The sequence below is a fragment of the Xenorhabdus indica genome, assembly GCF_014467235.1.
GTDB classification, from domain to species: Bacteria; Pseudomonadota; Gammaproteobacteria; order Enterobacterales; family Enterobacteriaceae; genus Xenorhabdus; species Xenorhabdus indica.
This window is the reverse complement of record NZ_NKHP01000036.1, coordinates 1-23,103: the sequence shown is the minus strand read 5'-3', so window position 1 is coordinate 23,103 and position 23,103 is coordinate 1. Positions and strand designations below refer to the sequence as shown.

The following is a 23,103-nucleotide window of genomic DNA, read 5'->3' as shown; positions in this document are numbered from 1 at the left end:
CTCTAAACCGAGGTTGCTCACAAATGCCTTCTTATCCGGGATATCCGCCCCGTTCTGCGCTTTGTCGAGGCGGCGGTTGGCGTTGTCGTTGGCATTAACCGCATTTTGATTGGCGGTGTTGGCATTGGTGAGCGCATTTTCGGCTTCTTTCAATGCCTGATTTGCAGTAGCAGAGACCTGCCGTACCGCTTTCGGTGTCGCCGCCATATTCTCTGCATGGCTATCTGTGGCATTACTCAACTTCGTAATGCCGGCTGTGGTGAGTGATGCAGCGGGGACATTAGCGTTAACCGTTTCCCTTATCGCATCGAGTAACCCGGCCTGTAGCGTCTGTAAGTTGCCATCGTCTAACACGTCTTTACCTGTCGTTTCCACAATAAACTGTGCGACAGTGGCTGCAATGACGGACGCCTGCCGCCAGACCTTATTTAGTTCCTGTGATTTCGCTACACCCGAACTGAACCCGTTAGTACGGGCAGCCAGTTTGCTGTACTCGTCGTTGGTTAAGACGTTTGCCCCGTCTGCAATGCCAAAAGGCAGAAATTCGTTCTTCGCCATAGTATCCTCATAATCTGACGGCCCATCCACCGGTATCAAAACCCGCGATCACGTCATGTTGAATGTCAAAACCAAACAGCCCGCAATGGGCTGAGTTAATGTAATTATTTACGCGCACCGCTTCCGGCTTGATGTTCAGATACCCCTGTCGGATAACGGCTTTAATGACTTCCGGGATAACACCCCCGGTCATAAATACATCCATCGTCATATTCTGGTTATCCACGAAAAACAACGTGGTCTTGCTGTCCGGTAATATCCGCTGATAGATGCTTTCCAGCATTTCACCGGAACCGTCCCAGTGATTGGCTTCAATTTTCACCCGCAGCAAAGTGCGGTAAGTTTCGTCATCCAGTTCAGTAAAGCCGCTGTCACTGTCATATTTTCGTTTCCAGCTTCCTTGATCGAACCCTACCGCCTCGGTATCCAGCGAAAAATACACACCGACAATCGGGGTCTTCACATAACGCGACAGACCTATCCATTCCCCGACTGCATCCAGTTGTACACCGACAGCCTTGTCCAGCGAGAACGCTTCGTTAAGTTGCAGGGTGGACTGGGTAATGTCTGACAACAGGCGGGTGATGAGATCAACGTGAGCGACGAATTTAGGTGAATCGCGGTGTTGCGGGGTAATGAGTTTTAAGTAGTCTCTCATGTCACCACCAGTTTGATATTATCCGGCTGACAGGTCACGGCCTCATTGAAACGGGTTTTCAGGTTACCGGTGACCGTGCTTTCCGCCGTGCGCCCGATTTTGATGTCTGTAATATCGTAGGTCTTGCCTTCTTCATCACCGGATAAGTTAGCCGGCGTAAACAACCTGGTCAGATAAACACTGTCCCCGATATGTATCGCGTTAATGTGATCGGCTACGGCTGTTTTAATCCGGTCACCGACCAGTGTGGTGTAACCGTCAAAAGGTATAAGATGAATTTCAATAAAAACAGCCACGTCCACCGGACGGGAAAAGCGTATCGGGTGGGGGATTTGATGACGGTCAGCCACTTTAATCACCGTATCCCCGAACGTGCCACCGCCTGGCGTTTTCTTCAGGGCTATAGTCCTCGCAATCGTCGTCGCATCCCCCCCATCCACAATGAGCGCGATAGAGTGGCCAGGTATGCCGTACTCATTAGTCTGCCCGGTGTCATTTTCAAAGCCCCTTAAGCGGGAAACACCGGGTATCAGGCTAATCGCCCCTAACATCCCATCCAGTACGGTACGCGAGGGCAACGCCACCGATTTACGCTGACGTATTCGCAAGTCTGCATCGGTTTCAATGATACGGCCCGGTGTCGCCACGGAATGGTTGGTTACTTTTTGCCAGCCTCGTGTGGGCGTCCCTATCTCAGCAATATCCCCAATGGCGGCGGTAATCGATCCCTGAGTCTGGCAGGTTGCGGTGACTGTAACAGTGCCGTGCGTGCCAACGGTGACCATATCGGGTAAGCGCCATGAATACCCCTGCACATCGCGTACCATACCATTTTTGATGACCGTACCGACCTGACCGATAAGTTCCACATCACAGGTTGATCGGGTTGAACTGTGCCGCGACATGCCATTGATTGCGACATTGTTTGAGAGTGCCACACCTGTCGCTGTTGAGGGACTGAACGAATTATAAGTGGCAATAACCGTATTGTTTGCATCATGGATAGCCTGCGCGTAAATTGCCAGCATCTGCCCGTCTTTACTGTCCGGATCAAGGTACGCATCCTCACCGTAAATCTGGCGAAAATAGCCTGTCAGCCGTTCTAATATGGCCGGGTAATCAGGCGCAGTAATGCCGCTCGCGGTAATTCTGGCCGCAAGCCCTAACGTATCGAAATTAAGCATAAGTTATCGCTCGCTGGTGACTGTGGTTCTGCCGTAACGGGTGTTAAGCGTGGCTGTAAGGGTGATTTTCCGGGTAGTGGGGTGACGCAGGGCATCCAGCGTGATAATTTCTGTCACGCCCTCAGTACCCAGAATGCGCTCCTGAAGTGCCAGTGCACTGGTGTAGTTTTTCTCTAACACCGCTTCCCGGTAAGGTGTACCTTCTTCCACATCCAAAAACCAGTCCCCGCGCCATAAATTCAGCCGGGTCTTGACGGCCTGTGCGACGGCTTCCGGGGAATCAATCAGAAACGTGTTATCGCCCTGACCGAAACTGTAATCGCCGTCTGTATCTTCCCGCCGATATCGCATTATTGCGGCCCTCCTGTGGTGTCACCGCCTGATTTGACGCCGCCGTGCGTGTGGCTCATCAGGCTGATACCACCTGCGGTGACATCGTTTCTGACTTTCACCGGGCCATTCATCGTCGCTTCACCCCCATTAGACCCCATACCTTGTGACAGATTGCCGTTAAGCATAATTTCAGGGGAGTTGATTTCGGTTCCGCCGTTCGCGTTGACGATAAATTTACCGGGTGTGTTAAAGGTGATGTTATGGTTACCGGGGGATAGTTCAATGCAGGCGGCCCCGTCATCAGTACGCAGTTGCGCATTTTGTGTACTGATACCGCCAATCTTCCGCGCCTGAGACTGCGGGCCAACAATGGCAAAGCCATCAGATAAGTGATGCTGGCGTGGGTCTACGGGTTCCTGTATCCCGCCGTTCTGCCACCAGTAATCAATACAGCGGTCAGCAAACACCACCAAGCACTCATCACCCGGCTTAATTGGAAATGTCAGTGTTACACCACCCCCGCGAGGGAATATTACCGGCACGTCCACCAGCAAGGGTAAAGCGACCGATTCTGTCTTGCCTGTTTCATCTGTCACTTTCCAGCGTATCGCAGGTTGGGCAGTCACCGTCACCGCATTGGGATCAAAAGACTGGATAATACACGGCATCGAAACATACAGACCTGAACTGACCGACTCCTGCATCAGCAAGAACGGCGTTTCAGGGTGGTTCATGCGTTCAAAGTTAGTGATCATTATCGGGTATCCGTGGCTAGTGCTGCCTGAGTCATAAGTGTTTGGTCTGATTTAGCGACGCAAATTAAATCCATGTAGTACGCCTTCTCGCGGGTATCGCCGAAGTAGCTGACGTTTATCACGACATAATCGCCATCAGTATCAAAGGCGGCGGGGATCTCGTTAGGGTCATTACCCGATGCGATAGCCCCCGTAGACTTCCCTGCTTCATTAATGGATTCGTTATCCAGCCGGATTAACGTACCCGGTCTAATTTTGGGGTTAATCAGGCACTTCAAATTAATCCCCGCCCCAATCGTCTGCTCCGGCATGCCAATTAATCCTGTCTTATAATTCAACACCACCGCCTCGGTGAGATAAACATTCTTCGGGATAATATGGCACTGACCATCTTCATAACGCCATTCGGCATTATTCTGTTTGGCTAAGGTATTCATTTCATCGCGGTGCATCCCGAAGAACACCTTACCCCGTGGCGCTACGTTCAACTGAAATTCCGGGCGCATCCCAAACGTAATGCCATACTTTTCAATATCCCGCATCAATAGCCTGTCTATATCCTGCTGCGTATAACCCGCCGATATGGTGATATTAACCGTCGCATTATTGTATGCCTGATCGCCATCCCCGGCCTGTATCACTACGTAGGTATCCGTAGGGTTATCGCGCCCGGTGTAGGTGTACTGGATTTGCCCGGAAAATATCTGACCTGAGTTGTCTTTGTACCCCGCTGAGAACTGAATAATCTTGTACTCGTTCTTGCGGATTTTGTTCCGGGTTTCGTCGTTCAGGTTATAGATTTTGAAAATGCCCGTGGCAGGATAGGCAAATGACGGGCGGGTAATGTTGAATTTGATTTTCAGTTCAGAGAGGTCAAGACCCTCCCCTTTCTCATCCGCCACAATCAGCTTGCACTCGCGAAGCCATTGTTTTGACATGTTGACCTCGTATAAAAGAAAAAGCCCCTTGACGGGGCTATTTATTATATTAATGGCTGAGACGACCAGTTTCATTTAGTTTTTTTTGGTAAACTCTAGCCATACCCGCCCAATGAGAAAACATTATATCCACATCCTTGAGCGGGCCCCTAAATATGATTGCATCGCTGGCTGCTGCTCTCCATGCAGCCTCTGAAATGTTTGGGTTTCTTGCAGTATCTATCCAATCACTAACTCCGATAATTACAGCCCTCTTGCAAAAATTATCTATATTGGCGTTCACATACGCAGAAGTTTTTTCGCATTCTTTAACTTGGTTAAGCAATGCGCGTGGGTACGCAAATAGCTTTACAATGAAAGGTTTTCCGTAAATGGTAGGCTTCCCGTAATCCTTAGTTTTATTGCCCTTGTAATCTTTAAGGTTATGATCCTCTAACTTAGAATCATTTATTAATTTAAGAGCCGCGTTAACATACTCATCATTAGTGTACTTAAATTTAAATGGCTCGGTATCTGGGAGTTTTGAGTTTTCCGCTATCTCCTGTTGCTCACTAGCTTCCTTATCTTTTACCAATTCACTGGCAAATTCATTAGCTAACTCTAAACTTCTTTTGGGGTCATAGTTGGCAAATTTAAATTTTTCATTATCTGCCTCATATGATGCTAGGAAATGCTGATCACCACTCTTCATCATTATTGACGCACCGAACTCAAGCAGTTTCCATACACATGTTTCACTAGAACATGGTTCAGTCGGATTAGTGAGACGAAGCAAATAATACATACTATATAATGCTAGTGAAGCATCTTTAGCTTTGGATGATATCTGATCTTTGCTACCGGCGATCAAGTTAGCGATATCATCCTTAGTAACTTCATTACCTTGTAATTTAGCTTTATCCCAATTAATAAGTGAATCCTTGCCGTTTTCGTGGCCTATTTTATCCTCATTAAAAAGTGTAACTATAGATTGTAATGCTTGGGTATCCTTTTTATCGAAAGTTACCGCGTTACTTTTTGGAGGATTGAGCACAGTGCAACCGGAAATAAAAAGAAAGCCTAAGTAGAAAATAATATTCTTCAATTTAATCACCTCGCGTTAAATATTTATTGCGCAAAAGTATAGCCTATTATTTTTACCTAACTCTTCCCTGTTTGTCTCACTTTCTGGATCAGAACAATAAAAAACCAACTCTCCGTTAAACCCTAAGTACCGATGCTGTTCTAGAATATCCACGCCGAAAACTAGCGGCAACCCTGATACAATCGGCTCGCTATTTGGGTGCATAATATCTAACACCCATCCGGCACAATTCCGCCACTGTAACCGCATCCGGTAATTGATGCCGCCCAGTTGGATATCGAATTGTTGATTTTCAGCGCGTAAAGGTATCTCAACAAGATTCATTGGCTTCCTCCCAACCAGTCGCCCAGTTTTTCGAACTTATCTTTGAACCATTGCCCGCCACCGCCTGTACTTTTATCTAACTTAACTGCAATGCTCTCTTTTTGTTTTGGTGCGACTGGCGTCTTGGTCCCTTTATCAGCAACCGGACCAGTATCGAGAGGGGATTTCATTCGCTCCGGTGGAGGGGTAACACCTTTGACCGTTTTCGTTTCAACAATAATCACTTCACGCAGTGTCAGCGTGACCATCAGGACGTTCTCAGAGGTTTTATCCGTGGTGACTTCTATAGCACGGATCAACATATTCTTATACTGGCGCTTCCCTGTGGTAACGTTGAACGGCTGCTTTGAGGCTTTCAGCGCCAGTAATTGCTGATAGACGGCTTTGGGGCTTGAACCAAGTGAACCACTTTCACCCAGATCAAATATGTCAATCAGCGAGCCGCCACCCGCAAAGCCAAGTTCCATTGTCACTTCTGACGGCTTATCATACGCATGGTCACTGATAGCGGCTCCTCGCTGTACCGGGTGCTCGGTAATCTCTGCCGAGTCATGGTGTTTTTCCGATATCACCACACTGGGAACTATCATTCCAATTTTTCTCGTCCCCTGAGAAAATAACATTGATAAAATATCCATCAGCCCACCTTCGTTTGCAGATTGCGTACCAGTATGGCGTTACTGCGTTGTACCGTTTCGCCCGTTAACGTTGCCGCTTCATGCGGTGACTGAACACCGGTGACATGAATATTGTAAGTGGGGGCAATCGTTGTTTGGTTCTGTGCCAGTGATTGTGCCGCCCGCAGATACTCCGGTGTATAACTGGTATGACTCAGCATGTTTTGGATATTTGGCATAGCGTTCTCAAACATCCGGGGATCAAGGTTAAAACCGCTGTTTTTGGCTAAGGCTTGTGTCGGGTCTGGTGCGCCGGTGATGGCCGCCATAACCAGTTGCTTAGAATAAGGAAGCGGCTTTCCTATCTCTTTTTGACTCATAGCATTCATCAGTGCATACATAACATGATGATTTTTTAGGTTCAGCCTGTCCGAACGACCAACCCCTAATGCTTTAGCGACATGAGTGATATAACCTTCGGTGTCGTTGCTGTCCTCTCTTGGTGCCCATTTCTTCACAATCGCTTCGACAGTCTGGCGTTTAACGCCGTCTGTCAGTCCGTCAAAATATCGCCGCAGTTGCCAGGCTGTGCGCTCCAGTCCATTGTATACCGTGTCAAATTTAGCGAACCGGGCACCTTTGCCGCCTTCAAGAGTGGCATTTTTTTGTTTAGCGAAGTTCATATTTAAGGGGTTATTATTACGTTCACCCCGTGTTATTGACTGAGACCCGCTAACTTCTTTTTTGGCGTATTTACCACTGCCTGTAACCCAATCCCACGCATCGCCGAATGATTCAAATAGTGGTTCCGCATTCTTTTCATTTTCTTTAACTTTATTATACAAATGCGTTCCTACATCTACGCCGTTCGCTTTGGCTTCCTCCCTGATATCCTCAAGGCGTACGTAAGAATCTATAATAATAGCGGCAGCAGCGAGTTTACCTATCCCTTTAAGCCCGTTGCCTATTTTACCGAATGCCCCTAATACCTTTTTCAACCACTTCCCGCCAAGAAACAACGCAAATCCCCAGAAGACATTTTCCCAACCGCCGACTGCATCCTTGATTTGCAGCACCCAGTCTTTCATTTGCTTAATGCCTTCCCCGATTTGCTTAAGTGTGCCTTCCCATTTGCTCCAGTCGATAAGACTTTTACCGCCATCTTTCCATGTCTGGTAATCGTCATACAACAGGAACAGGGCCGCCAGCAATGCCGTGATAATGCCAATCGGTGAGGTCAAAAATCCCTTGTTAAGCGCCCACCATGCGGCGGCAATCGCCCCGAATGCTTTAATCAGTGTCTTGCTTTCACTGTCCAGTTTGCCCCACCAGCCGATGATGTCTTGTATCCCCTGTGCGCCGCGATAGACCATTTGCCCCAGAATGTCCGCCATCGTGAGAATAGCCTCTGCCACCGACATAATGACTTTTTCAATAATGGGCCAGTTCTTGAGTATCAGGTTGGTCAGCTTTTCCATGCTGGGTGTTAGAACACGCGATAATTCCCCGCCGATTTTATCTTTACCCATTCCCATGACCGACTTTAACCGGTAAAACTGAGTCATAAAGTCGTTGGCGTGTTTCGCAGCGACAGTCGGGTCGAATCCCATCGTGCGCATGATTTGACGGTAATCTGCCGCATAACCGCCCATTCCCCGGCGCATGGCGAGCATCGTACTCTCATCAATGCCTAACATGCTTGCGTACTGATTGGCCCGGTACGATGGCATCCCTGACAACCGTTCGCCCACCAGTGCGACTAACGAAGCAGTATCCCTGAGCTGTCCGTTGGTGTCACGGGTCTGGATACCCATATTACGCAGGAAGCCTTCACCTCCCGGATTATTACGTAAGAACCGGGCCACATTCTCCAGAGAAGCGTTCAGCCCCTCGACCGTCCCCCCTGCCTGTGTCACGGCATAACCTAACGTCTTGATTTGTTCCGCTGCACCGCCTGTGCGTTGTGCCTGCCAGTAGAGCTTATCCAGATTGGCAGCCACCTGCGCCGTAAAGCCCACGACTGCCAGTGCCGCACCTTCCACGGCAGAACCCAGTTTTAATACATTGGCGGTGACCCCGGACAATACCGCACTGAATTTTTTCGAATCAGATTCTTTGACATCAAAACCGAGTGAGATCAAAAACTCTTTAATCACTTCTGCGTTAGTGTTGCTCATCTCTCCACCGTGCTATCAGGGCCTCATTTTCAGCGTCTACATCCAGCGTATCATTCATCAGGGCGATATCGGCCAGATCGATATCCCCGTTCTTTAATGACTGAAAAGTACACATACCGTGGCGAACCGGACGCATCAGGTAATAACGTCCGTCAGGAAGGGTTTCTAAATCGAGACTGGGCTGGCTGGGAATTACTCGTCTTTCTCTGGCAGTGCGGGAAAAAAATTCCCCAGTGCATCCTTAATCACCTGACCGACGATTTGCAGTAATTCCATGCCGTTGATGTCATCAAACATCAGTTGCCCGCCTGCATAGACGGCTGACCAGACACCCCCGGCTTCCCGGCTGACAACCGAGAGACAGATATCGTTAATCTCATAGCGGGATTCTTTCCCCAGTGAGCGGATACCCCCCACCAGCGGCGTGATCAGATCAGCCATATCCTCCAGCGAGAAGATGGGTTTGCCGTCTTCATCCACACCGGAAGGTTTCAGGTTTTCCCAGATACCTTTTAGTGCCGGCACCGCCGGGATTAATGCCACCGCTAAATCCTGTTGCTGAAAGGCGTTTAGTTTACCCGCGCGGTATTTTTTACCGCTGATTTCGAATTCCATGTTATCCCCTGTTAAAATGTACCCAAGATGGTATCGATTTTGCCGCAGTCAAATACCCAGCTGTGCGTGTTACCGACTTTGGCGTTGGAAATATCCGGTATTTTCTGGAACGCAACAGAACGGGCAGCGATGGTGTCCCCAGAGACTTTGTTACGGATAAGTATCGCGTTATTGCCCCATGTGGCTGACGAGAACTGCTGCGCGTTATACATCATCATCAGTCTGGCATTGGCGGGTGATGTTTTCAGTAAGGTTACGGTAATCGTGCCCCCTTTGCCTGCATGTAAAGAGTGCATCACTTCACCATCTGCACCAATGGTCATGGTGTTTTTGGCTTCAATCATCGCCACCACGATCCCCTCTTCTGAGGTCGCCGCACCATTCCCCAGATCGACCGAACCCCCGACTCCGGTTATCGTGGCGGACACGTCGATAAATGAATAAGTATTCGCCATGTTATTACCTGTTTACGTTAATAATGACATCAGCGAAGTGCACCGCACCCGCCAGTTTGATAGCGCATTGAATCACCGGGGCTTTACGTTTTTCGCGTTCGGCCTGTATCTGTTCCGCAATTGGCTGCGCGTAGGTGTAATAGCCTTTGGTCAGCATCTCGCCGCGATTCAGTGCCCCGAAGCTGTCGCCGCCCCAAACCCCCGGCGCAATCAGACCGTTAGTGACTCCCTGCGACAAAGACTGCTCGACGTTCGCCAGCAATTGGGTTACGCCCTCATCGGTCTGGGGAATTTTGGTGGTACTGGTGTACATCAGGTTATACAGGTTGGTCTGTACATAATTCTGTAACCAGTCCAGCCCGTGGCGCTCGTCAATGAACGTGCCATTTGCCATTACCCCTTCCTGCACAATCGCAGTGTCGTTGTTGTAATGGACAAAGACATTGCCGTTTTTGGTTTTCAGTGCATTGGCCTGTGTTGCTGTCAGCAGTTCAGCACGGATCGCCGGTTCCTGTTTAAATTTCAGGGTGATAGTGGTGTTATTGCCCTGAAAGTTGACCGTAAACAGGCGGCCAAACAGAGATGCAATAGCATAAGGCTGTGAAGAGTATTGCCAGAGAGTACGGCTCAGGAAAGCGCCCTTAAGCTGAGAGCCTATGTCCGTATCCACATCAGTATCCAGTACATCGGTTTTGGTGACCGTGTGGCCGTAAATACGGGCAACAGAAGCTGACTCAATATAACGCCCCACCTTCTTCACATCGCTGTCAGACAGTGTATTGTCGGCAATCACCAGTCCGTACCAGGCGCTTGAGGTTTCCCCCAGAATTTTGACGGCCTGTTCAATGGGTTCCGGGTTGGTCGGGTCAATCGCTGTTGCGCCAGAATCGGCATCCAGTTTCAGCAGGTCACCGATATAAGCGCCACTGTCAGCACGGGTGACATAACCCAGTTTGCCTGACATTTGCAGTGAAACAGTGAAACGGCCTGTCACACTGTCCCAGCGCACGGTAGCGTTTTTCAGCTTCTCGGCTACGCGTTCAGCGACGCCATTCAAATTGGTTTCTTTGCTGAAATCAATGCCGGTGATCGTGGTGTCTTTGCCGTCAATGACCAGTTTGAATGAACCGTCAGTCATCACCGTAAATCGGCTCATTTCTTGTTCAGACCGGTTGAGTACCGCACCGCGTAAAGCCGACAGTACCTGTTCTTTCGCCCATCGCCCAATGTACAAATCGACGGGTTGCGGTGACTGAGAATAATACAGTGTGGCAGCCTGATACTCCGGGGTATCCATGCCGAAGTCTGCGCCCACTCCTTCGATATCGGTGTAATAACGCAGCCGTTCGTGAGTGTTAATCACATCACTGGATCCGACAATCAACAGTGAACCAAAATTACGCCCCGATGCTGCGCGGGGTGCCATGTTAATTTTGACATTAACAATGCTGGTAATAGGTAATCCCTGCATAGGGGTTAATCTCCAAAGAATTTCACGGGTGCTTCCACCAGCGATTTGATGCCATATTCGCGCGCGATTTTTCGGCGTAACGTCACGGTTACGTCATAACGGCGCTGCCATTGGTTGTTGATAAGCTCAGGTGCGGGCTGTATCCGTCCGCAATACTGAAAGGTCAACCCTGTCCGCGATAACTCATCATTGTTCTGGGTGATAAACAGTCCATCGCGGAACTGGGTCGCAATACGCTGTCCCGAAGGACCATAAAAACAACACAGGATACTGAGGGTTTCGTGTGACCATTGCTCGTGATGCTGATCGCTCAACTGAATGGCGGCGGGATTAGCTTCTTCCTGGATAGTCATAATGCCAAATGCACACCAGCTACTGCCTGCCGGGGGAATTTGCGGCTGTGGGTCAGTCCAGCGCGGGAATACCGTTTTAGCAGGCAATCCTGATACCGCCCGTATCCAGCGACTGAGTACCCGCTCCAGCGCCTCATCGTAATCTGGTGGCGCACTGACAGGGGTTAAATACCCCGGCGTGTTACTGACGTTGCTCAACAGGTATCCCTCCGTCAAAATTCATTAGCTCACAATGGGCTTGAACAAAGCCCGATCCATACGCGGTGTAAGGATCAACGAACGTCACCCGGTATTGCCGCCCCTGATAGGTAACGATATCGGCATCCAATCCGGGCTGCCCCTGCGTCAGACGAAATTGCGTTATCACCAGAATAGCCCCGTTAATCGTCTGCCCGGCTTCCATGCGGCGAGCCTCCAGTGCCCGGTCTACTGTCACTACCCCCGCGAAGGGAATAGCCTGTGCGGTATTAGTGGTAATTCCGTCATCATCTGTGGTCTGGGTATTCCGGTGACACACCAGCGAGGTATCGACGAAATCCGGATCAAGCAGGATATCGCTTACATCAAGGAATGGCATTATTCCCCCTTGTTTCTGATTACATAAGTGATGGACTTTAGTAAGCTGCCCGTGTCATAGAGAGGTTTTTCACCGGGCATATCTTTTGCTTTGCGAAGCTGTAAGGTCGCCTCAGAAAGGGGGTGCAGCCGATCACCGTCGCTGATAACTTTCTTTGCCCCATTGGAGGCCACCATACCCGCCCGTTCCATTTCCCGCTGTGCCGCCTCAAACTTCCCGATAATGCCGTGTTCTGCCGCTGCTTTAAGGTGCTCAGTGATTACAGATTGTGTATCCTCGATACCCATTTCCAGAAAGGGCCTCGGCGGTAAGGTCACGGTCTTGCCGCCTAACTTGACCGTGCCGCCTGTCGATTGCAGATAACCAATTTCGGCGTTGTTGATCACCTCCCCCTTGCCCCGCTCTGAGCGATTGGATGGGATACCCACCAGCACATCCATCTTGCTCAGTTGATTTAAGGCGGATAACACCGCGGCGGCATTGTCCTTTGTGATTTTGAGTCCGCTCATAACAGTTGCCTCCCACCTGCCCCGAACATTGACCACCACCAATAGAATTCACGCCCGTAAGCGGTGTTATTCCAGAATCCGGCATCAGGGTTAATGACCCCCGATGTGTCATAACTTACTGAAACCTTATCGACGGTTTTCGATGAGACGATGCCACCACCCGCACTGTTTACGCCGCCACCCATCGCTGATCTGGCAATAGCTTTACCTCGCAGCTCGACGTAATGAGCCGTGAAGAGTTCAGCTAAGTAAACAAACTGGTCGCCGTGCCTGTCTTGGTCTAGCAGGGTGTCAGCCTGTCCGAGATAGAACTGAATAGCGGTATCGGGGTAACGAGTGGGATCGGTAAATTCAGGGAAGTCAGTACGGAATTGCTCAACTGTCGGTAGAAGACTGTTTTTTGCCATTGGTCTTCCCCTTCTTATCATCCTGCTTTTCAGTGTCATCCAACGAAGTAGCGTAATAAGAAAAGGCCCAATGCTGAATCACGTCATCGTCAAACGCATGAATACCCGGCGATAACTCCACATCCTGACCACTTGGAAAACTCAGTGTGGCACGCTGTGTCACCATATATCGTTTCATAGGAACCTCAGTAAAGGCGGGAATACCCGCCATTTGTTACGCTACAGGGATATCCAGATAGGCGATGGTATTCGCATAAGGAACCTCAACCTGACCCAGTTTGCCGTAGTACGTGGTTAACTGATGCAGACCGCGATATTCCAATGGAGTACTCAGTAAAGGTACCATCGGGAAGCGGATATATTTCTCTTCCTGCGTGTAGGCGATCATGCGGTTTGCGCCACCTGCGCCACGCTTGGAAGCCCACTTCATGGAAACAATATCCAATGGGTTACCGTTTTCCTGAAACGCGATACAGTTAATTTTCACGTACTCCAGTACGGAAATATTACCGGCTTCTGAGATTTTCATGCTTGCTAACAGGCCGAACAACTCAGGAGCCAGACCAACTTTGCTGGGGCACAGCGCATAACCAGAAGCGACCCACGCATCCGTTAACAGTACGTTGAAATCAGCCACGATATCATCAGGCTTGCTGTTCTTTGTCCATGCCGCCGCTGCCGCACGAGGCTTAACCTGCGTGAGATTCAACAGCCCTGTTACGCCTAAATCGGCATCCCCGATGTAAACCTGTTCATCCACGTCCATATTCCACTTAAGCTGCATGGCTTCGTACTTCTGTGAATCGATAGGGCGACCTACCTGTATTGCAGCTGCCAGCTCTGGCAATGTCCAACCCAGCTCCATACCCCACAAGGTGAGAGGCTGAGGTGTTTTCTCGATGTTCAGGCTGATACCGGGTATAGCCGTAGTATTCTTGCCAATCCAATTTTTGCCGTTTGGGTTAATCCCACCGGTTGCGGCAAGGTCGGAGTTTGTGAAGGAGCTGACTTCATCAGCAATAGACACATCACTGCGCAGTGGTATATCCCGTGACCATTTGTAGGATACCAAAGGCAGGTTCAGTGTCAGATCAAGGCGCTCCAGCTCCCCAACCAGAAAGATACCCGCAGAATCTACGGTAGCTTTATCAATAGTAAACATAGTAATCCTTAGATGTTGTAGGCAATTTCAATCGTGCCAGTGGCATCACCCGGCCCCATGATTTGAGCCTTGGGTAATTCGGGGGTGTTGGTGGCGGTAGCGTCCGGTGTTAAGACAAATGACCCTAGCGGACTGTCTTTTTGCTCACCTGCGACTCGGACATATACCTTGCCGCCTTTCTTGGCCTTTTCTGCCGAACCTTTCACAGTAACGGTCATATAACCGCGTTTCAGGATATCGCCGGTAATGCCAGATTTGACGCCCAGATATGCCATATCAGATTGTGATTGCACGGGGTAAGGGCGTACCAGAATGCCTGCAACTTGTTCTACGCTGTCCCCGTCTTCTAATGGGACGAACTTATCGCCGTGGTATTTCCCCACCAGCCCGTAATGAGCAAATACTTTTACTGTGTCGAGCAAAGCGGGTTCGGTGGTCAAATCGCGCAAACGGGTGACCGCACCGGGGATACCCATCGGCATCCGGGTTAAATATGCTGTTCCTGCCATTGTTGTTACCTTATCAGTTGCGTTTCCAGAATTCGGCGTACTTCTTATTCAGTTCAGCCGGTGTACTGTAACGTGCGGCGCTATCTCGCGTCGGGGTTGGGGGTTTGATGTGGTTTTTTGCCTTATTGACGGCAACTGCGCCATTGAAGACCGCATCAACCGTAGCTTTCGGCACCTTACTGTAATCTTGAATGCCGAATGATTTCATGTAGGCACTGTCGCCAGTGCGGATAGCATGGTTCAGCACCTGACGTTTCAGGCCCTTATCGCCTGTGGGTTTAAAGCCCGGACAGATGATTTCCGCATCCGCAATAATGTTACGACGATAAGCGGCATCACCAGTGACCTTCCTGTCTTCCTCTTCGTCTTCATCCCCTGTTTTTTTATCAGGGTCATCGGTATTGCTATCGCCTGTTTTGCCGCTCAGGGCCTCAACCTTAGCAATTAGTGCCTTACCCCATTCCGGGATATCATCATCGCCTGTGGGTTTCTCCGGTTCTTTCGGGGTATCGTCGGTAGTTGTCCGCTCAGCCGTGGGTAATGCTGTAGCCTGTGCGGGTGTGTTCATATTGATAGTGACGCCCGGAATCGACGACATGCCATCAGAGGGCAACTCCGGGGCTTCATCCAGAAGCTTTGTAAATGTATTTTCATCCTTGGTTTTCAGGGCATTCGCGACTCGCTGCATCCAGTCTTTCATACTCGTTTTGCCTTTCTTAGTGATGGGGGCTGAATCCCCGATTGAACAACGGGAACCCGCACGCCCTTTATCAACAATAGCGAGGTGGTTTCCGGTGATATGATATTGTTTACCCTTGCCGGGTGAGATTTGTTTGTACTGAGCATCATAGCCACAACTGACCTCAGTAATACCTGCCTTGATTGCATCAATAGCTTCCTGACGTTTAATCAGGGCATCCGCTATCAGTAAATCCGCCTTATCGCCCGTACCGCGCCGGACGTTTTGAATATGTCCATGAGCCAGTTCTGAGAAGTTGGACGGGTTGACGAACACAATATTCTTATCTGCGTCTTCAGGATGCCCCAGTGTGACCGCGACCCCCTCAAAAGAGGCCATCGTTGCCGGTGAGAATACTTCATCTTCGGTGCGGTAAACGGTGACCAGTCCATCAAAACCCCCTTCAAGGCCGATTTCTTCCGGCAAATAGGTTTGTGCCCCTGTGCGTGCAATGGGGACGTCCTTACAGAGCAGTGAGCCATCCGCCAGCTCATAGCGGGTTTCGCCCAGTTGCGTAGTGAAAAAGTATTTCATGTTATGTTCTCGGTGCGGGTACGTGAACTTCCGGCCAGCATTTGCAATTAGGCAAACAACCTGCATGTCCTGTCATGCCATCCAGCGTGGGTGGATCTTCCCATCGCACAAATTTATCACGCATCTTCTTGTGTGATGGTCGGGTGCCTGCGCCTTCAATGCGCCACCAGTACCCTTCGGAACCGATGGATAGCGCCCTTGCCTGCGTTAATGCGCCTGTGGCTCTGCCGATTTCGGTACGGGCGATCATGCGTGCTCGCCCGGCAACCACCGCACCGGATTGCAAAATCATCTGGTAGAGAGCGGCGGGTCGCTCACCATTGATTACCGCCTGAACAGCGCGAGTCTGAATATCCCTGACCCGCTCAGCCGCTTCCAGCGGTAACGACTTCATAAGTTGAATCTGACGATAGACAATATCCTGTGCCACCTGGCCGATCGGGGTGTTACCAACCACATCACGTAGTCCTTCGGAAATGGCATTAGAAACTGAGCGCCATTGGTCCCACTCTTCCCATTCGACCTGCAAGAACATCTTACGCCCGACTAAATACGCCCAGTCATCAAGGGTCTGTGAATACTCAATCAGATGCCCGATTATCTGGTCAGCGCTGGCCTGTGAACCATCGTAGGAGCCCTTGACCAGATTGTTTATCTGGCCGGCTATCGCCAACAGGCTGTTGTGATACTTCATTTCCGAGTGGCGGCGCAGTGACGGTTTCAGATTCAAACTCCTCATACTGCGTTTTTGCTTCCTCGATATCCTCATCGGTGATTGATCCTCCTATACCGATAGCATCCGCCAGATTACGTAAATCTGACATGGCGGCATGTATCGGCAATATTTGCCTGTCCACCAGCGTACTAAGGGCATTAGCAACGTTGTTTGCCATCGTGGAGCGGTCGGTATCTGACATCTCCCACAGCTTGTTAAATTCGAACGTGAAGTCATCCGGCAGGGGTTCACCAAACAATGAACGGTGGGATATATCCAGCAACCAGCGAAGAGGGCGGCGCAATCGCCGTTCCTGTAAGGTATTTACCCGGCTGTAGTAGTTCTCCAGATCGCCATCGCCGGTACTGAAACCAGACGGGGACTGACCAAACAATCTCACCAGTGGAATACCTGTTGCTCCAGAGACTTGTTCAGCAAAGCGCAGAATGACATCCGCAATCCCCGCGAATGAATAGCTGTGAGTCTGGAATTCGTCCTCTTCATCCATGATGGTCATGCCTTCGATGGTCTGGAATTCCCGTATCATATCAATATGTCTCATCAGGCCATCTTCCAGTGTGCCGCCTGTGGCGAGGATTGTACGTAATCCCTTAATACTGTAGGTACGCAAGTGAGCCTTATGTATTAGTTGAGTAGCGCCGACTGTCGCCGTATCAAAGGCCTGTACGCGCTCGTAGATACGCTCGACAACCGACATCCCCCAACCATTCTCGGTTCTGGCTTGTTGCCGGGGTAGGTTTTCCCCTTCCATGCGAATAACACGGGAATAGTGAATCTTCCACTGGGGCAGTCCTTGCTGGTCCCCGATCACGGTATAAAACTTGGGCTTACCGAAATAAGGGCCGTACTCATCAACTAAGTCATCGTATGAGGGTTTCACTATCCAGCGGTCGAGGCACATCACGCCTTTGAACTGGCCTTCTTTGATGGTTTCCGGGTTGAGTGGTGTTGCCATGTCCTGACCATCAATCATCAGCACCAGCAAGGCACCCCCGTAAAGCCGGGACCATTTCAGGGTGTTATTGAGTTCATCCCACAGACCGATATCTTCCCACAGGGTTTCAAGTTGCCCTTTGGCATCCGGTTTCATGCGGGAACTGATCGTAATCCCCTTGCGGGTCATATCATCCGCCATCGCATCCACCGCCGCTCCCACAAGAAAGGAACTGCGATAAGCAAACTCAATTTGCGTTCGGTTGCGGGAAACGTAGCCCGGTAAATAGGTTCCCCCGGTCTGAATGTTGGGGGTATAGCTCCCCAGTTTGGCAGTAAAGTTATTATACCCGTCAGCAGTCCTAACGGGCTTTTGTGCGCCGTTACGGCGTTGTTTACGGGCCATCTCTACCTCATAGATAATTTGTTAAAAACCGGGTCTATTTAACATAATGGTACTTATGCGAATCGCCGTTTTTCAACTCAAGCAAAATGTCACCTCAAGCGGGTAAAATCCTTACTCTTCTGCCTGATTTTAGGGTGATTATTTGTGACTGATTTGTTAACAAAATCCCGAAAATCATTTCGAGGTGATTTTGGTGTGAAACGCTTATTTATCCCTGTTTTCCTATTGCAGCCCAAATACCTAAATCGCCCACACTGGTAATGTAACCATCCAGTGAATAGCGTACCGCATCCCAACAGTGGTTATGCTTATCCAATACCACTGGCAAGACTTCACCCGTCAGACGATCAGTCTTGTAGGAATACAGTCGGGCTTCTTCCAGCATATGCTTACAGCGTGGATGAATAATGATTTCCTCGAACCCTTTCAGATAGGTGATGCCATCCTCAACACTGCCGGGCCATTTCGTCGCGCCATCAATTACAAATCCCTGTCTCGACAGATAGCTGATCGTCTCAGGCCGGCTATTATCGCCGTGAATAGGCCACTTACGGGATAGTGGTATGGAGTCGTAGAACTGAGGCAACTCATCCAACTCCACTCCGACCCCGTAGGCCTCATATTCGATATACAGCTTGCGGTCGAGGATAAAGCAACGGATTAACGTACTGGGGTCGTTGGCAAAGCCGAAGTCAGCTCCAAAGAACAATCGGTCAGCCTGCTTCCATAGATCATCCGGGAATATGGCTTCACGGTACTTGCCAGAGAAGATAACCGCCTCACTAATGGATTTAGGCAACCCTAACCAAATATGCTCATAGGCTTCATAATCTACCCGCTTGCAGTACTCCATTTCATGCCGGAGTACATCGGGGAAGAATGAATTGTCGTTGTAATTCACCTTGCGGATAATAACGCCACCATCAGGTGGATCGGACTCATGGCGCTTCATTAGCTGATAGGTCGGGTCTTCTTCTTCCCGTGGGTTATAGGATACCCACACTTCCGATTGACTGGCGCGCACGGTGGGACCGAGGATATCCCAACTGTCCTGAGAAACGGTCTGCGCTTCCTCCACCCAACAGATACGGATACCGTGCATCGATTTGATGCTGTTGATGTTGTTACGCAACCCCTTGAAGGTGAAGCGCGTACCATTCAGGCCTTCAATCTCGTTATTTTTGACCCGGTAGAAATGGGATAAGCCGAGGCTGTATATCTCCGATTCCAGTAAGGCCAGTACCGAATCATTGATTGAGTTCTGGAACTCACGCGCACAGAGAATGATCATGGGTTCAATCGCACCCAACAATACCAATGCGCGGGCAATCTCAACCGATTTACCCCCGCCACGACCGCCATAAGTCCAGCGCCAACGTACCGAACCGACTGTTTGGTCATACAGCACACCGGGCACCCAGTCACTACTGAACGCATAGAGGACGCCACTGATTATTGTTGGGTTGTCACCTTTCCCGTGCGCAGTTTATCCATGTACGCAGCCCACGCATCAGGCGGGCAATTTGCCGGGGTAACGATGCAGACCTTACCGTAGCTTAAGCCCGCCAGATCAACATTCACCTCAGTTTTGTTAGAAGACATGTCAATGCCAGTCAGTTGTGCAGCGTTCTTGATATTCGGTGCAACCTGTCCGAATTTCCCTGATTCTGCGGCTTCTTTTGCAGCCTGATAGGAAAGATCGGCCAAGTCTTTTGCATTGAACGAAACAAGTAATGCTGCCTCTTGGCGCAACTCTCGAATACGTCGACGAATATCAGGACGCTTTAATAAAATTGGTGCCTGCGTATCCGCTCGGTTCGGTGAATAGCCTGCGCAGATGGCGGCATCTTTCTGTGACATTCCCTGCGCAATATTCTGAGCAAATGTCTCATGTTGTGGCTTTAATATCCCCGCGTTTTCCGTCGTATCTTCCTGCGCAGCTTGCGTATGAGTATTTTGCGCAATATTGGAAGTCTTCTCTGCTTGCGCAGTTTTGCGCACTCCATTTTGCGCAGCGGGTTTTTTTATATATCTACGCGCAGTTGCATATTTTAGTCCCTGCGCTTCACACCACTCTTTAGGAGTGACGCCCGTTTTGGCATGTTCGGCGAGGAACTGGTTTTGTAATGCTCCCCAGTCCGGTTTAGCCATTGTCCTGTTCCTTACTCATTAACATGGAATAGCCCTCCGATAAGAGGGCTATGCGATGGTAATTACTTCTGCCCGTGGATCATAAAGGTCATGCCTTTTACGATAGCCTCGGCGGTGGTTTCTGCCGCCGATATGACATCTTCTCGACTGACTCTTGCTATAACCTTATGTTTAACAACCTCAACTACAGCATGTTTGACAGCCTCCAGAATAATACTGGCGGAATGTATGTCGGTCTCTTGACCTAAGACTTTGACATTCTTTTCTGGTGTGTTATCTGTGACAGCAATATCACTATCAGTGATTCTTTCTTGCATAATAGCCTCTTGGTATTTAGTTGGACGTGCCATTTATTTTCCTTACTTCGATAACTCACAAGCCATCTTCATGACCTGCTCTAATTCTTCGTGATTGAGTCCGTAGTATCGCTTGAGTTTGACGATATCCAGCAACATCTTAGCCTTAGCTTCTTCTTTAGGAGCGATATCAGGCACAGGTCTGATCGGACGCAGTCCCAGTGGTATCTGGTGCTCAGGCATATTTACCTCTCTGTAGTTGAATTCAGAACAAACAACTGGCTCGGTTTGTATTTTGATAAACACTTCCGCTGATAGTCTGCCGTGTCTCGATTAAATCAGCGCAGGATCGGCACTGCGCACAAATTCACGAAGCAATGCCTTAACCTGACGGACATTACCGCGACCACTTACTTTCAAACATGATGTATTGCCTGCGCGCTTATAAATGGCAACTACGCTTCCAATAGCCATTGTGATTACTGAGTAGTCACCTGCCTTTTGAGTTTCGATAAGGACTTTTTTCATATTTACCTCATTCAGAATAAACGACTAGACGTGAATTGAATTTATGGTTAAACGCCGGTGATTTGATTAACCACACCCGTCAAAAACTTACACAAAACTCTATCAAGCACCCGAATGTGGATGCTTTGCCGAATTTTGTAAAAACAGGAGGCTCCGATTTTGGAGCCTCATTGCTTTTTCGGTTTCCCAGTCGAGTACTTGTCGGCCCATGCCTTAGCGATACTCAGACAATCATCAAACAGCTTGCCCTTTCTGCTGGCTGATCCAGAACGGCGATAATGTTCAACTGCCCGGTCACTTGCCATCCCTGCGATAGATGAAGAAAAGCCGAGTTTGGTTAACTCGGCCTGTATGTTCTTCTCAATAAATTGTTCGTGGTTCATGCGGGTTCTCCCTCATCGGGGAACTCATCAAGGCCGGGTAATGTAAGCTGTGATAATTCGAGAATGGCTTTCTCGGCCTTGCGAATCTTCTTGAGGTGACGTTTACGCAGGTTCATCAAATCACTACCTTTGCGACCGAAGTTTTCATATGACCACTTATTGGCAGTAACCAGACGATTTTGCATTTCACCGATGGTTAGTTCTTTGAGGCTTTCCATATCCATCAAGGACAAATCTCGTGGCTGGCTTTCCTTTTCTATTAAATCCAGCACCCATTTACGTAGTTCCTTTGCAACAGGAGTGTCAGCCAGCATTCCCAACAGATAAAGACCACGAAGTGAAAATATACGAACTTTTGTCCTCAAATTGCTGTAAGTGTTTGATTCTTTCGAGGTCACTGTTGTAATGACCTCGGTCATGGCTGGAGTAAACTCATCAGAATTAGCGTTATACAAATTGGTTATTGACTTGGTTTTAGAGTAATCAAGCAATTGTGCAACCTGCTTGCCGGTAAACCAGATCTTCCCGTCACCATTATCAAAAGGGATAACTTCTTTTTCTTTGAAGGTTAATACTGTACTCACGATGCTTATTCCTTACTTAGGTAATGAACCTTTGCCGCAATAGGAGATCAGCCCATCGAGTAGCATCAGTTTTAGCTGATTCCTCAAAGGCTCATTCCTAAATAAAGGCTCGATGTTTAGATTGGCGCTGCGGTGCGCGTTAGATACAAAAATGCCACCAGCCCGTGTGCGTTGGGTACGCGATAGGAACGGGTGGCGGCATGAGTTATTTCTGTAGCCACTCAGGGAATGGGTACGGGAATAAAAGGCCTGCTTTTAACCACATCAGGCGAGGTGGTTTCCTGCTTTCCACAGTCAAGTGAGGAATGCTATTAATGAGCAAGATTGGTTTTAAGTGTCCTGGCTGCCGTAAGGATCTCGTTGTACGCTCCAGAATCGATATCAAGAAGGTAGACGATATCAACGGCACCAAGTGCTCTTCTTGTGGTAGAACAATTAGTAAAGATGATATTGCTAAACAGGTTGGTGATCTCGTTAAGAATCGACTCAGGGATGCCTTCAAGAAAAACGGTTTTTAGTTCATCTAGTTTTTTATCTAACTCGCTGGTATCAAACTTTATTGATGCCAGTATTGGTGCTTTCATTTCTCCCTCCTGCATTCAGTCTTTATATAATCCTGCACCCCCAGAATTATTTGCTCTGAGGCAGCTATTCAGAATGTAGTTGGCTGAGCCACAGCACGAACCCAGCACATGATTCCCTTTTGCAGATCAGTCCGACCTTCAAGCAACCAACGCATATCAACATTAGTGTTGGGTTTTACGAGATGATCATAAAGCTGACCTATTTCCTCACCTAGTGCCTTAATCTTGTTCATGCAATCAATTTCATCTTGGGATAATTCACGATAGCCAGTGATTTTACGATGTTGGTTTTCCATCATTTCCTCTGCATTCAGTTTTAATGTATTCTTGCAAATATCTCAGTTTTGCCCGGTCATTGATGATGCCTTCTCGGATATCGATAGCAGTTGATCCAGTTTCTCCAGTGAGTTCGACGGTGGTGTCATTGACCACGCCGCCGGAGGGAGTGGTTTCAGACACGGGACAGGTGGCCTTGATACGCAGCTTGCGACGACCAGCGGCAACATCAGCCCGAAGAGTGTCGATTTCAGTCTTGGCATGGGC

34 protein-coding genes are annotated in these 23,103 nt (G+C 49.2%); 1 reads left to right on the top strand and 33 read right to left on the bottom strand.

What is annotated here, in order from left to right; genetic code table 11:
• From Xind_RS18610 to Xind_RS18460, 31 genes are all read right to left on the bottom strand, one after another.
• A partial coding sequence (locus tag Xind_RS18610; RefSeq protein WP_187650796.1) for a phage tail protein occupies positions 1-558 on the bottom strand: 558 nt, incomplete at its 3' end.
• Positions 559-565: 7 nt separating this feature from the next.
• Entirely contained in the window at positions 566-1,216 is a 651-nt protein-coding gene (locus Xind_RS18605) for a DUF2612 domain-containing protein (RefSeq protein WP_187650795.1), read from the bottom strand.
• Positions 1,213-2,400: a baseplate J/gp47 family protein gene (locus Xind_RS18600; protein WP_187650794.1), complete on the bottom strand. Its 1,188-nt coding sequence runs from the start codon at positions 2,398-2,400 to the stop codon at positions 1,213-1,215. Before Xind_RS18600 ends, Xind_RS18605 begins: the two co-directional genes overlap by 4 nt.
• 3 nt (positions 2,401-2,403) lie before the next feature.
• The gene (locus Xind_RS18595; RefSeq protein WP_187650793.1) at positions 2,404-2,751 is read right to left on the bottom strand and encodes a contractile injection system sheath initiator; all 348 of its coding nucleotides are present in this window, start codon (positions 2,749-2,751) and stop codon (positions 2,404-2,406) included.
• Positions 2,751-3,488 carry a Gp138 family membrane-puncturing spike protein gene (locus tag Xind_RS18590; RefSeq protein WP_187650792.1) on the bottom strand — a complete coding sequence of 246 codons (738 nt, stop codon included), beginning with the start codon at positions 3,486-3,488 and terminating at the stop codon, positions 2,751-2,753. Before Xind_RS18590 ends, Xind_RS18595 begins: the two co-directional genes overlap by 1 nt.
• On the bottom strand, positions 3,488-4,426 hold the full coding sequence (locus Xind_RS18585) for a phage protein (protein WP_187650791.1): 939 nt from the start codon (positions 4,424-4,426) through the stop codon (positions 3,488-3,490). The genes Xind_RS18590 and Xind_RS18585 overlap by 1 nt, the downstream gene beginning before the upstream one ends.
• A 49-nt stretch (positions 4,427-4,475) precedes the next feature.
• Positions 4,476-5,510: a hypothetical protein gene (locus Xind_RS18580; RefSeq protein WP_187650790.1), complete on the bottom strand. Its 1,035-nt coding sequence runs from the start codon at positions 5,508-5,510 to the stop codon at positions 4,476-4,478.
• Between the two features lie 15 nt (positions 5,511-5,525).
• The gene (locus tag Xind_RS18575; RefSeq protein WP_187650789.1) at positions 5,526-5,834 is read right to left on the bottom strand and encodes a phage baseplate plug family protein; all 309 of its coding nucleotides are present in this window, start codon (positions 5,832-5,834) and stop codon (positions 5,526-5,528) included.
• Positions 5,831-6,472 (bottom strand): phage baseplate protein, encoded by a 642-nt coding sequence (locus tag Xind_RS18570; protein WP_187650788.1) that lies wholly within the window; start codon positions 6,470-6,472, stop codon positions 5,831-5,833. The genes Xind_RS18575 and Xind_RS18570 overlap by 4 nt, the downstream gene beginning before the upstream one ends.
• Positions 6,472-8,628, bottom strand: a complete 2,157-nt coding sequence (locus tag Xind_RS18565) for a lytic transglycosylase catalytic (RefSeq protein WP_187650787.1) — start codon at positions 8,626-8,628, stop codon at positions 6,472-6,474. Before Xind_RS18565 ends, Xind_RS18570 begins: the two co-directional genes overlap by 1 nt.
• Positions 8,615-8,764, bottom strand: coding sequence for a DUF6889 family protein (locus Xind_RS18560; RefSeq protein ID WP_187650786.1), 150 nt, complete (start codon positions 8,762-8,764; stop codon positions 8,615-8,617). Before Xind_RS18560 ends, Xind_RS18565 begins: the two co-directional genes overlap by 14 nt.
• A 56-nt stretch (positions 8,765-8,820) precedes the next feature.
• Positions 8,821-9,243 carry a phage tail assembly chaperone gene (locus tag Xind_RS18555; protein WP_187650785.1) on the bottom strand — a complete coding sequence of 141 codons (423 nt, stop codon included), beginning with the start codon at positions 9,241-9,243 and terminating at the stop codon, positions 8,821-8,823.
• An 11-nt stretch (positions 9,244-9,254) separates the two neighbouring features.
• Positions 9,255-9,698, bottom strand: a complete 444-nt coding sequence (locus tag Xind_RS18550) for a phage structural protein (RefSeq protein WP_187650784.1) — start codon at positions 9,696-9,698, stop codon at positions 9,255-9,257.
• 4 nt (positions 9,699-9,702) lie between these two features.
• Positions 9,703-11,169 (bottom strand): DUF3383 domain-containing protein, encoded by a 1,467-nt coding sequence (locus tag Xind_RS18545; protein WP_187650783.1) that lies wholly within the window; start codon positions 11,167-11,169, stop codon positions 9,703-9,705.
• A 5-nt stretch (positions 11,170-11,174) separates the two neighbouring features.
• On the bottom strand, positions 11,175-11,720 hold the full coding sequence (locus Xind_RS18540; protein ID WP_187650782.1) for a phage neck terminator protein: 546 nt from the start codon (positions 11,718-11,720) through the stop codon (positions 11,175-11,177).
• A complete protein-coding gene (locus Xind_RS18535; RefSeq protein ID WP_187650781.1) occupies positions 11,704-12,099 on the bottom strand; it encodes a head-tail adaptor protein in 396 nt (131 codons plus the stop codon). The genes Xind_RS18540 and Xind_RS18535 overlap by 17 nt, the downstream gene beginning before the upstream one ends.
• Complete coding sequence (locus tag Xind_RS18530; protein WP_187650780.1) at positions 12,099-12,608, bottom strand: phage virion morphogenesis protein; 510 nt, start codon at positions 12,606-12,608, stop codon at positions 12,099-12,101. The genes Xind_RS18535 and Xind_RS18530 overlap by 1 nt, the downstream gene beginning before the upstream one ends.
• Complete coding sequence (locus tag Xind_RS18525) at positions 12,605-13,015, bottom strand: DUF4054 domain-containing protein (protein WP_187650779.1); 411 nt, start codon at positions 13,013-13,015, stop codon at positions 12,605-12,607. Before Xind_RS18525 ends, Xind_RS18530 begins: the two co-directional genes overlap by 4 nt.
• On the bottom strand, positions 12,984-13,193 hold the full coding sequence (locus tag Xind_RS18520) for an STY1053 family phage-associated protein (protein WP_187650778.1): 210 nt from the start codon (positions 13,191-13,193) through the stop codon (positions 12,984-12,986). Before Xind_RS18520 ends, Xind_RS18525 begins: the two co-directional genes overlap by 32 nt.
• Before the next feature lie 36 nt (positions 13,194-13,229).
• Positions 13,230-14,177 carry a DUF2184 domain-containing protein gene (locus Xind_RS18515; protein ID WP_187650777.1) on the bottom strand — a complete coding sequence of 316 codons (948 nt, stop codon included), beginning with the start codon at positions 14,175-14,177 and terminating at the stop codon, positions 13,230-13,232.
• Positions 14,178-14,185: 8 nt separating this feature from the next.
• Positions 14,186-14,686 carry a structural cement protein Gp24 gene (locus Xind_RS18510; protein ID WP_187650776.1) on the bottom strand — a complete coding sequence of 167 codons (501 nt, stop codon included), beginning with the start codon at positions 14,684-14,686 and terminating at the stop codon, positions 14,186-14,188.
• A gap of 13 nt (positions 14,687-14,699) precedes the next feature.
• Positions 14,700-15,959: a DUF2213 domain-containing protein gene (locus Xind_RS18505; protein ID WP_187650775.1), complete on the bottom strand. Its 1,260-nt coding sequence runs from the start codon at positions 15,957-15,959 to the stop codon at positions 14,700-14,702.
• A 1-nt stretch (position 15,960) separates the two neighbouring features.
• Positions 15,961-16,494, bottom strand: a complete 534-nt coding sequence (locus Xind_RS18500; RefSeq protein ID WP_246432617.1) for a phage head morphogenesis protein — start codon at positions 16,492-16,494, stop codon at positions 15,961-15,963.
• A 70-nt stretch (positions 16,495-16,564) separates the two neighbouring features.
• The gene (locus Xind_RS18495; RefSeq protein WP_187650773.1) at positions 16,565-18,034 is read right to left on the bottom strand and encodes a DUF1073 domain-containing protein; all 1,470 of its coding nucleotides are present in this window, start codon (positions 18,032-18,034) and stop codon (positions 16,565-16,567) included.
• Positions 18,035-18,242: 208 nt separating this feature from the next.
• Entirely contained in the window at positions 18,243-19,442 is a 1,200-nt protein-coding gene (locus tag Xind_RS18490; RefSeq protein WP_187650772.1) for a PBSX family phage terminase large subunit, read from the bottom strand.
• Positions 19,443-19,486: 44 nt separating this feature from the next.
• Positions 19,487-20,185, bottom strand: a complete 699-nt coding sequence (locus tag Xind_RS18485; protein WP_187650771.1) for a terminase small subunit — start codon at positions 20,183-20,185, stop codon at positions 19,487-19,489.
• A gap of 62 nt (positions 20,186-20,247) precedes the next feature.
• A complete protein-coding gene (locus Xind_RS18480) occupies positions 20,248-20,535 on the bottom strand; it encodes a hypothetical protein (protein WP_187650770.1) in 288 nt (95 codons plus the stop codon).
• Positions 20,536-20,544: 9 nt separating this feature from the next.
• Positions 20,545-20,724, bottom strand: a complete 180-nt coding sequence (locus Xind_RS18475) for a hypothetical protein (protein WP_047680908.1) — start codon at positions 20,722-20,724, stop codon at positions 20,545-20,547.
• A gap of 90 nt (positions 20,725-20,814) precedes the next feature.
• Positions 20,815-20,955: a hypothetical protein gene (locus Xind_RS18470; protein ID WP_156115348.1), complete on the bottom strand. Its 141-nt coding sequence runs from the start codon at positions 20,953-20,955 to the stop codon at positions 20,815-20,817.
• Positions 20,956-21,176: 221 nt separating this feature from the next.
• Positions 21,177-21,392: a hypothetical protein gene (locus tag Xind_RS18465; protein ID WP_187650769.1), complete on the bottom strand. Its 216-nt coding sequence runs from the start codon at positions 21,390-21,392 to the stop codon at positions 21,177-21,179.
• Positions 21,389-21,976, bottom strand: coding sequence for a BRO-N domain-containing protein (locus tag Xind_RS18460; RefSeq protein WP_047685415.1), 588 nt, complete (start codon positions 21,974-21,976; stop codon positions 21,389-21,391). The genes Xind_RS18465 and Xind_RS18460 overlap by 4 nt, the downstream gene beginning before the upstream one ends.
• A 305-nt stretch (positions 21,977-22,281) precedes the next feature.
• On the opposite strand from Xind_RS18460, the gene Xind_RS24665 reads away from it, so the two are divergent.
• A complete protein-coding gene (locus tag Xind_RS24665; RefSeq protein WP_420856083.1) occupies positions 22,282-22,494 on the top strand; it encodes an ECs_2282 family putative zinc-binding protein in 213 nt (70 codons plus the stop codon).
• Positions 22,495-22,628: 134 nt separating this feature from the next.
• Here the strand turns inward: Xind_RS24665 and Xind_RS18450 are convergent, their stop codons facing one another.
• Together Xind_RS18450 and Xind_RS18445 are read right to left on the bottom strand one after the other, a co-directional pair.
• Positions 22,629-22,859, bottom strand: a complete 231-nt coding sequence (locus tag Xind_RS18450) for an Acb2/Tad1 domain-containing protein (RefSeq protein ID WP_222941860.1) — start codon at positions 22,857-22,859, stop codon at positions 22,629-22,631.
• Positions 22,837-23,103 (bottom strand): lysis protein (locus Xind_RS18445; RefSeq protein ID WP_187650767.1); only part of this gene is annotated, 267 nt, incomplete at its 5' end. The genes Xind_RS18445 and Xind_RS18450, both read right to left, overlap by 23 nt.

Excerpts from the sequence above, each read along its gene's own strand:
- Xind_RS18605 (WP_187650795.1), bottom strand. The coding sequence starts at position 1,216 with ATGAGAGACTACTTAAAACTCATTACCCCGCAACACCGCGATTCACCT.
- Xind_RS18600 (WP_187650794.1), bottom strand. The coding sequence starts at position 2,400 with ATGCTTAATTTCGATACGTTAGGGCTTGCGGCCAGAATTACCGCGAGC.
- Xind_RS18595 (WP_187650793.1), bottom strand. The coding sequence starts at position 2,751 with ATGCGATATCGGCGGGAAGATACAGACGGCGATTACAGTTTCGGTCAG.
- Xind_RS18590 (WP_187650792.1), bottom strand. The coding sequence starts at position 3,488 with ATGATCACTAACTTTGAACGCATGAACCACCCTGAAACGCCGTTCTTG.
- Xind_RS18585 (WP_187650791.1), bottom strand. The coding sequence starts at position 4,426 with ATGTCAAAACAATGGCTTCGCGAGTGCAAGCTGATTGTGGCGGATGAG.
- Xind_RS18575 (WP_187650789.1), bottom strand. The coding sequence starts at position 5,834 with ATGAATCTTGTTGAGATACCTTTACGCGCTGAAAATCAACAATTCGAT.
- Xind_RS18570 (WP_187650788.1), bottom strand. The coding sequence starts at position 6,472 with ATGGATATTTTATCAATGTTATTTTCTCAGGGGACGAGAAAAATTGGA.
- Xind_RS18565 (WP_187650787.1), bottom strand. The coding sequence starts at position 8,628 with ATGAGCAACACTAACGCAGAAGTGATTAAAGAGTTTTTGATCTCACTC.
- Xind_RS18560 (WP_187650786.1), bottom strand. The coding sequence starts at position 8,764 with ATGCGTCCGGTTCGCCACGGTATGTGTACTTTTCAGTCATTAAAGAAC.
- Xind_RS18555 (WP_187650785.1), bottom strand. The coding sequence starts at position 9,243 with ATGGAATTCGAAATCAGCGGTAAAAAATACCGCGCGGGTAAACTAAAC.
- Xind_RS18550 (WP_187650784.1), bottom strand. The coding sequence starts at position 9,698 with ATGGCGAATACTTATTCATTTATCGACGTGTCCGCCACGATAACCGGA.
- Xind_RS18545 (WP_187650783.1), bottom strand. The coding sequence starts at position 11,169 with ATGCAGGGATTACCTATTACCAGCATTGTTAATGTCAAAATTAACATG.
- Xind_RS18535 (WP_187650781.1), bottom strand. The coding sequence starts at position 12,099 with ATGCCATTCCTTGATGTAAGCGATATCCTGCTTGATCCGGATTTCGTC.
- Xind_RS18530 (WP_187650780.1), bottom strand. The coding sequence starts at position 12,608 with ATGAGCGGACTCAAAATCACAAAGGACAATGCCGCCGCGGTGTTATCC.
- Xind_RS18525 (WP_187650779.1), bottom strand. The coding sequence starts at position 13,015 with ATGGCAAAAAACAGTCTTCTACCGACAGTTGAGCAATTCCGTACTGAC.
- Xind_RS18520 (WP_187650778.1), bottom strand. The coding sequence starts at position 13,193 with ATGAAACGATATATGGTGACACAGCGTGCCACACTGAGTTTTCCAAGT.
- Xind_RS18515 (WP_187650777.1), bottom strand. The coding sequence starts at position 14,177 with ATGTTTACTATTGATAAAGCTACCGTAGATTCTGCGGGTATCTTTCTG.
- Xind_RS18510 (WP_187650776.1), bottom strand. The coding sequence starts at position 14,686 with ATGGCAGGAACAGCATATTTAACCCGGATGCCGATGGGTATCCCCGGT.
- Xind_RS18505 (WP_187650775.1), bottom strand. The coding sequence starts at position 15,959 with ATGAAATACTTTTTCACTACGCAACTGGGCGAAACCCGCTATGAGCTG.
- Xind_RS18500 (WP_246432617.1), bottom strand. The coding sequence starts at position 16,494 with ATGTTCTTGCAGGTCGAATGGGAAGAGTGGGACCAATGGCGCTCAGTT.
- Xind_RS18495 (WP_187650773.1), bottom strand. The coding sequence starts at position 18,034 with ATGGCCCGTAAACAACGCCGTAACGGCGCACAAAAGCCCGTTAGGACT.
- Xind_RS18485 (WP_187650771.1), bottom strand. The coding sequence starts at position 20,185 with ATGGCTAAACCGGACTGGGGAGCATTACAAAACCAGTTCCTCGCCGAA.
- Xind_RS18480 (WP_187650770.1), bottom strand. The coding sequence starts at position 20,535 with ATGGCACGTCCAACTAAATACCAAGAGGCTATTATGCAAGAAAGAATC.
- Xind_RS18475 (WP_047680908.1), bottom strand. The coding sequence starts at position 20,724 with ATGCCTGAGCACCAGATACCACTGGGACTGCGTCCGATCAGACCTGTG.
- Xind_RS18470 (WP_156115348.1), bottom strand. The coding sequence starts at position 20,955 with ATGGCTATTGGAAGCGTAGTTGCCATTTATAAGCGCGCAGGCAATACA.
- Xind_RS18465 (WP_187650769.1), bottom strand. The coding sequence starts at position 21,392 with ATGAACCACGAACAATTTATTGAGAAGAACATACAGGCCGAGTTAACC.
- Xind_RS24665 (WP_420856083.1), top strand. The coding sequence starts at position 22,282 with ATGCTATTAATGAGCAAGATTGGTTTTAAGTGTCCTGGCTGCCGTAAG.
- Xind_RS18450 (WP_222941860.1), bottom strand. The coding sequence starts at position 22,859 with ATGATGGAAAACCAACATCGTAAAATCACTGGCTATCGTGAATTATCC.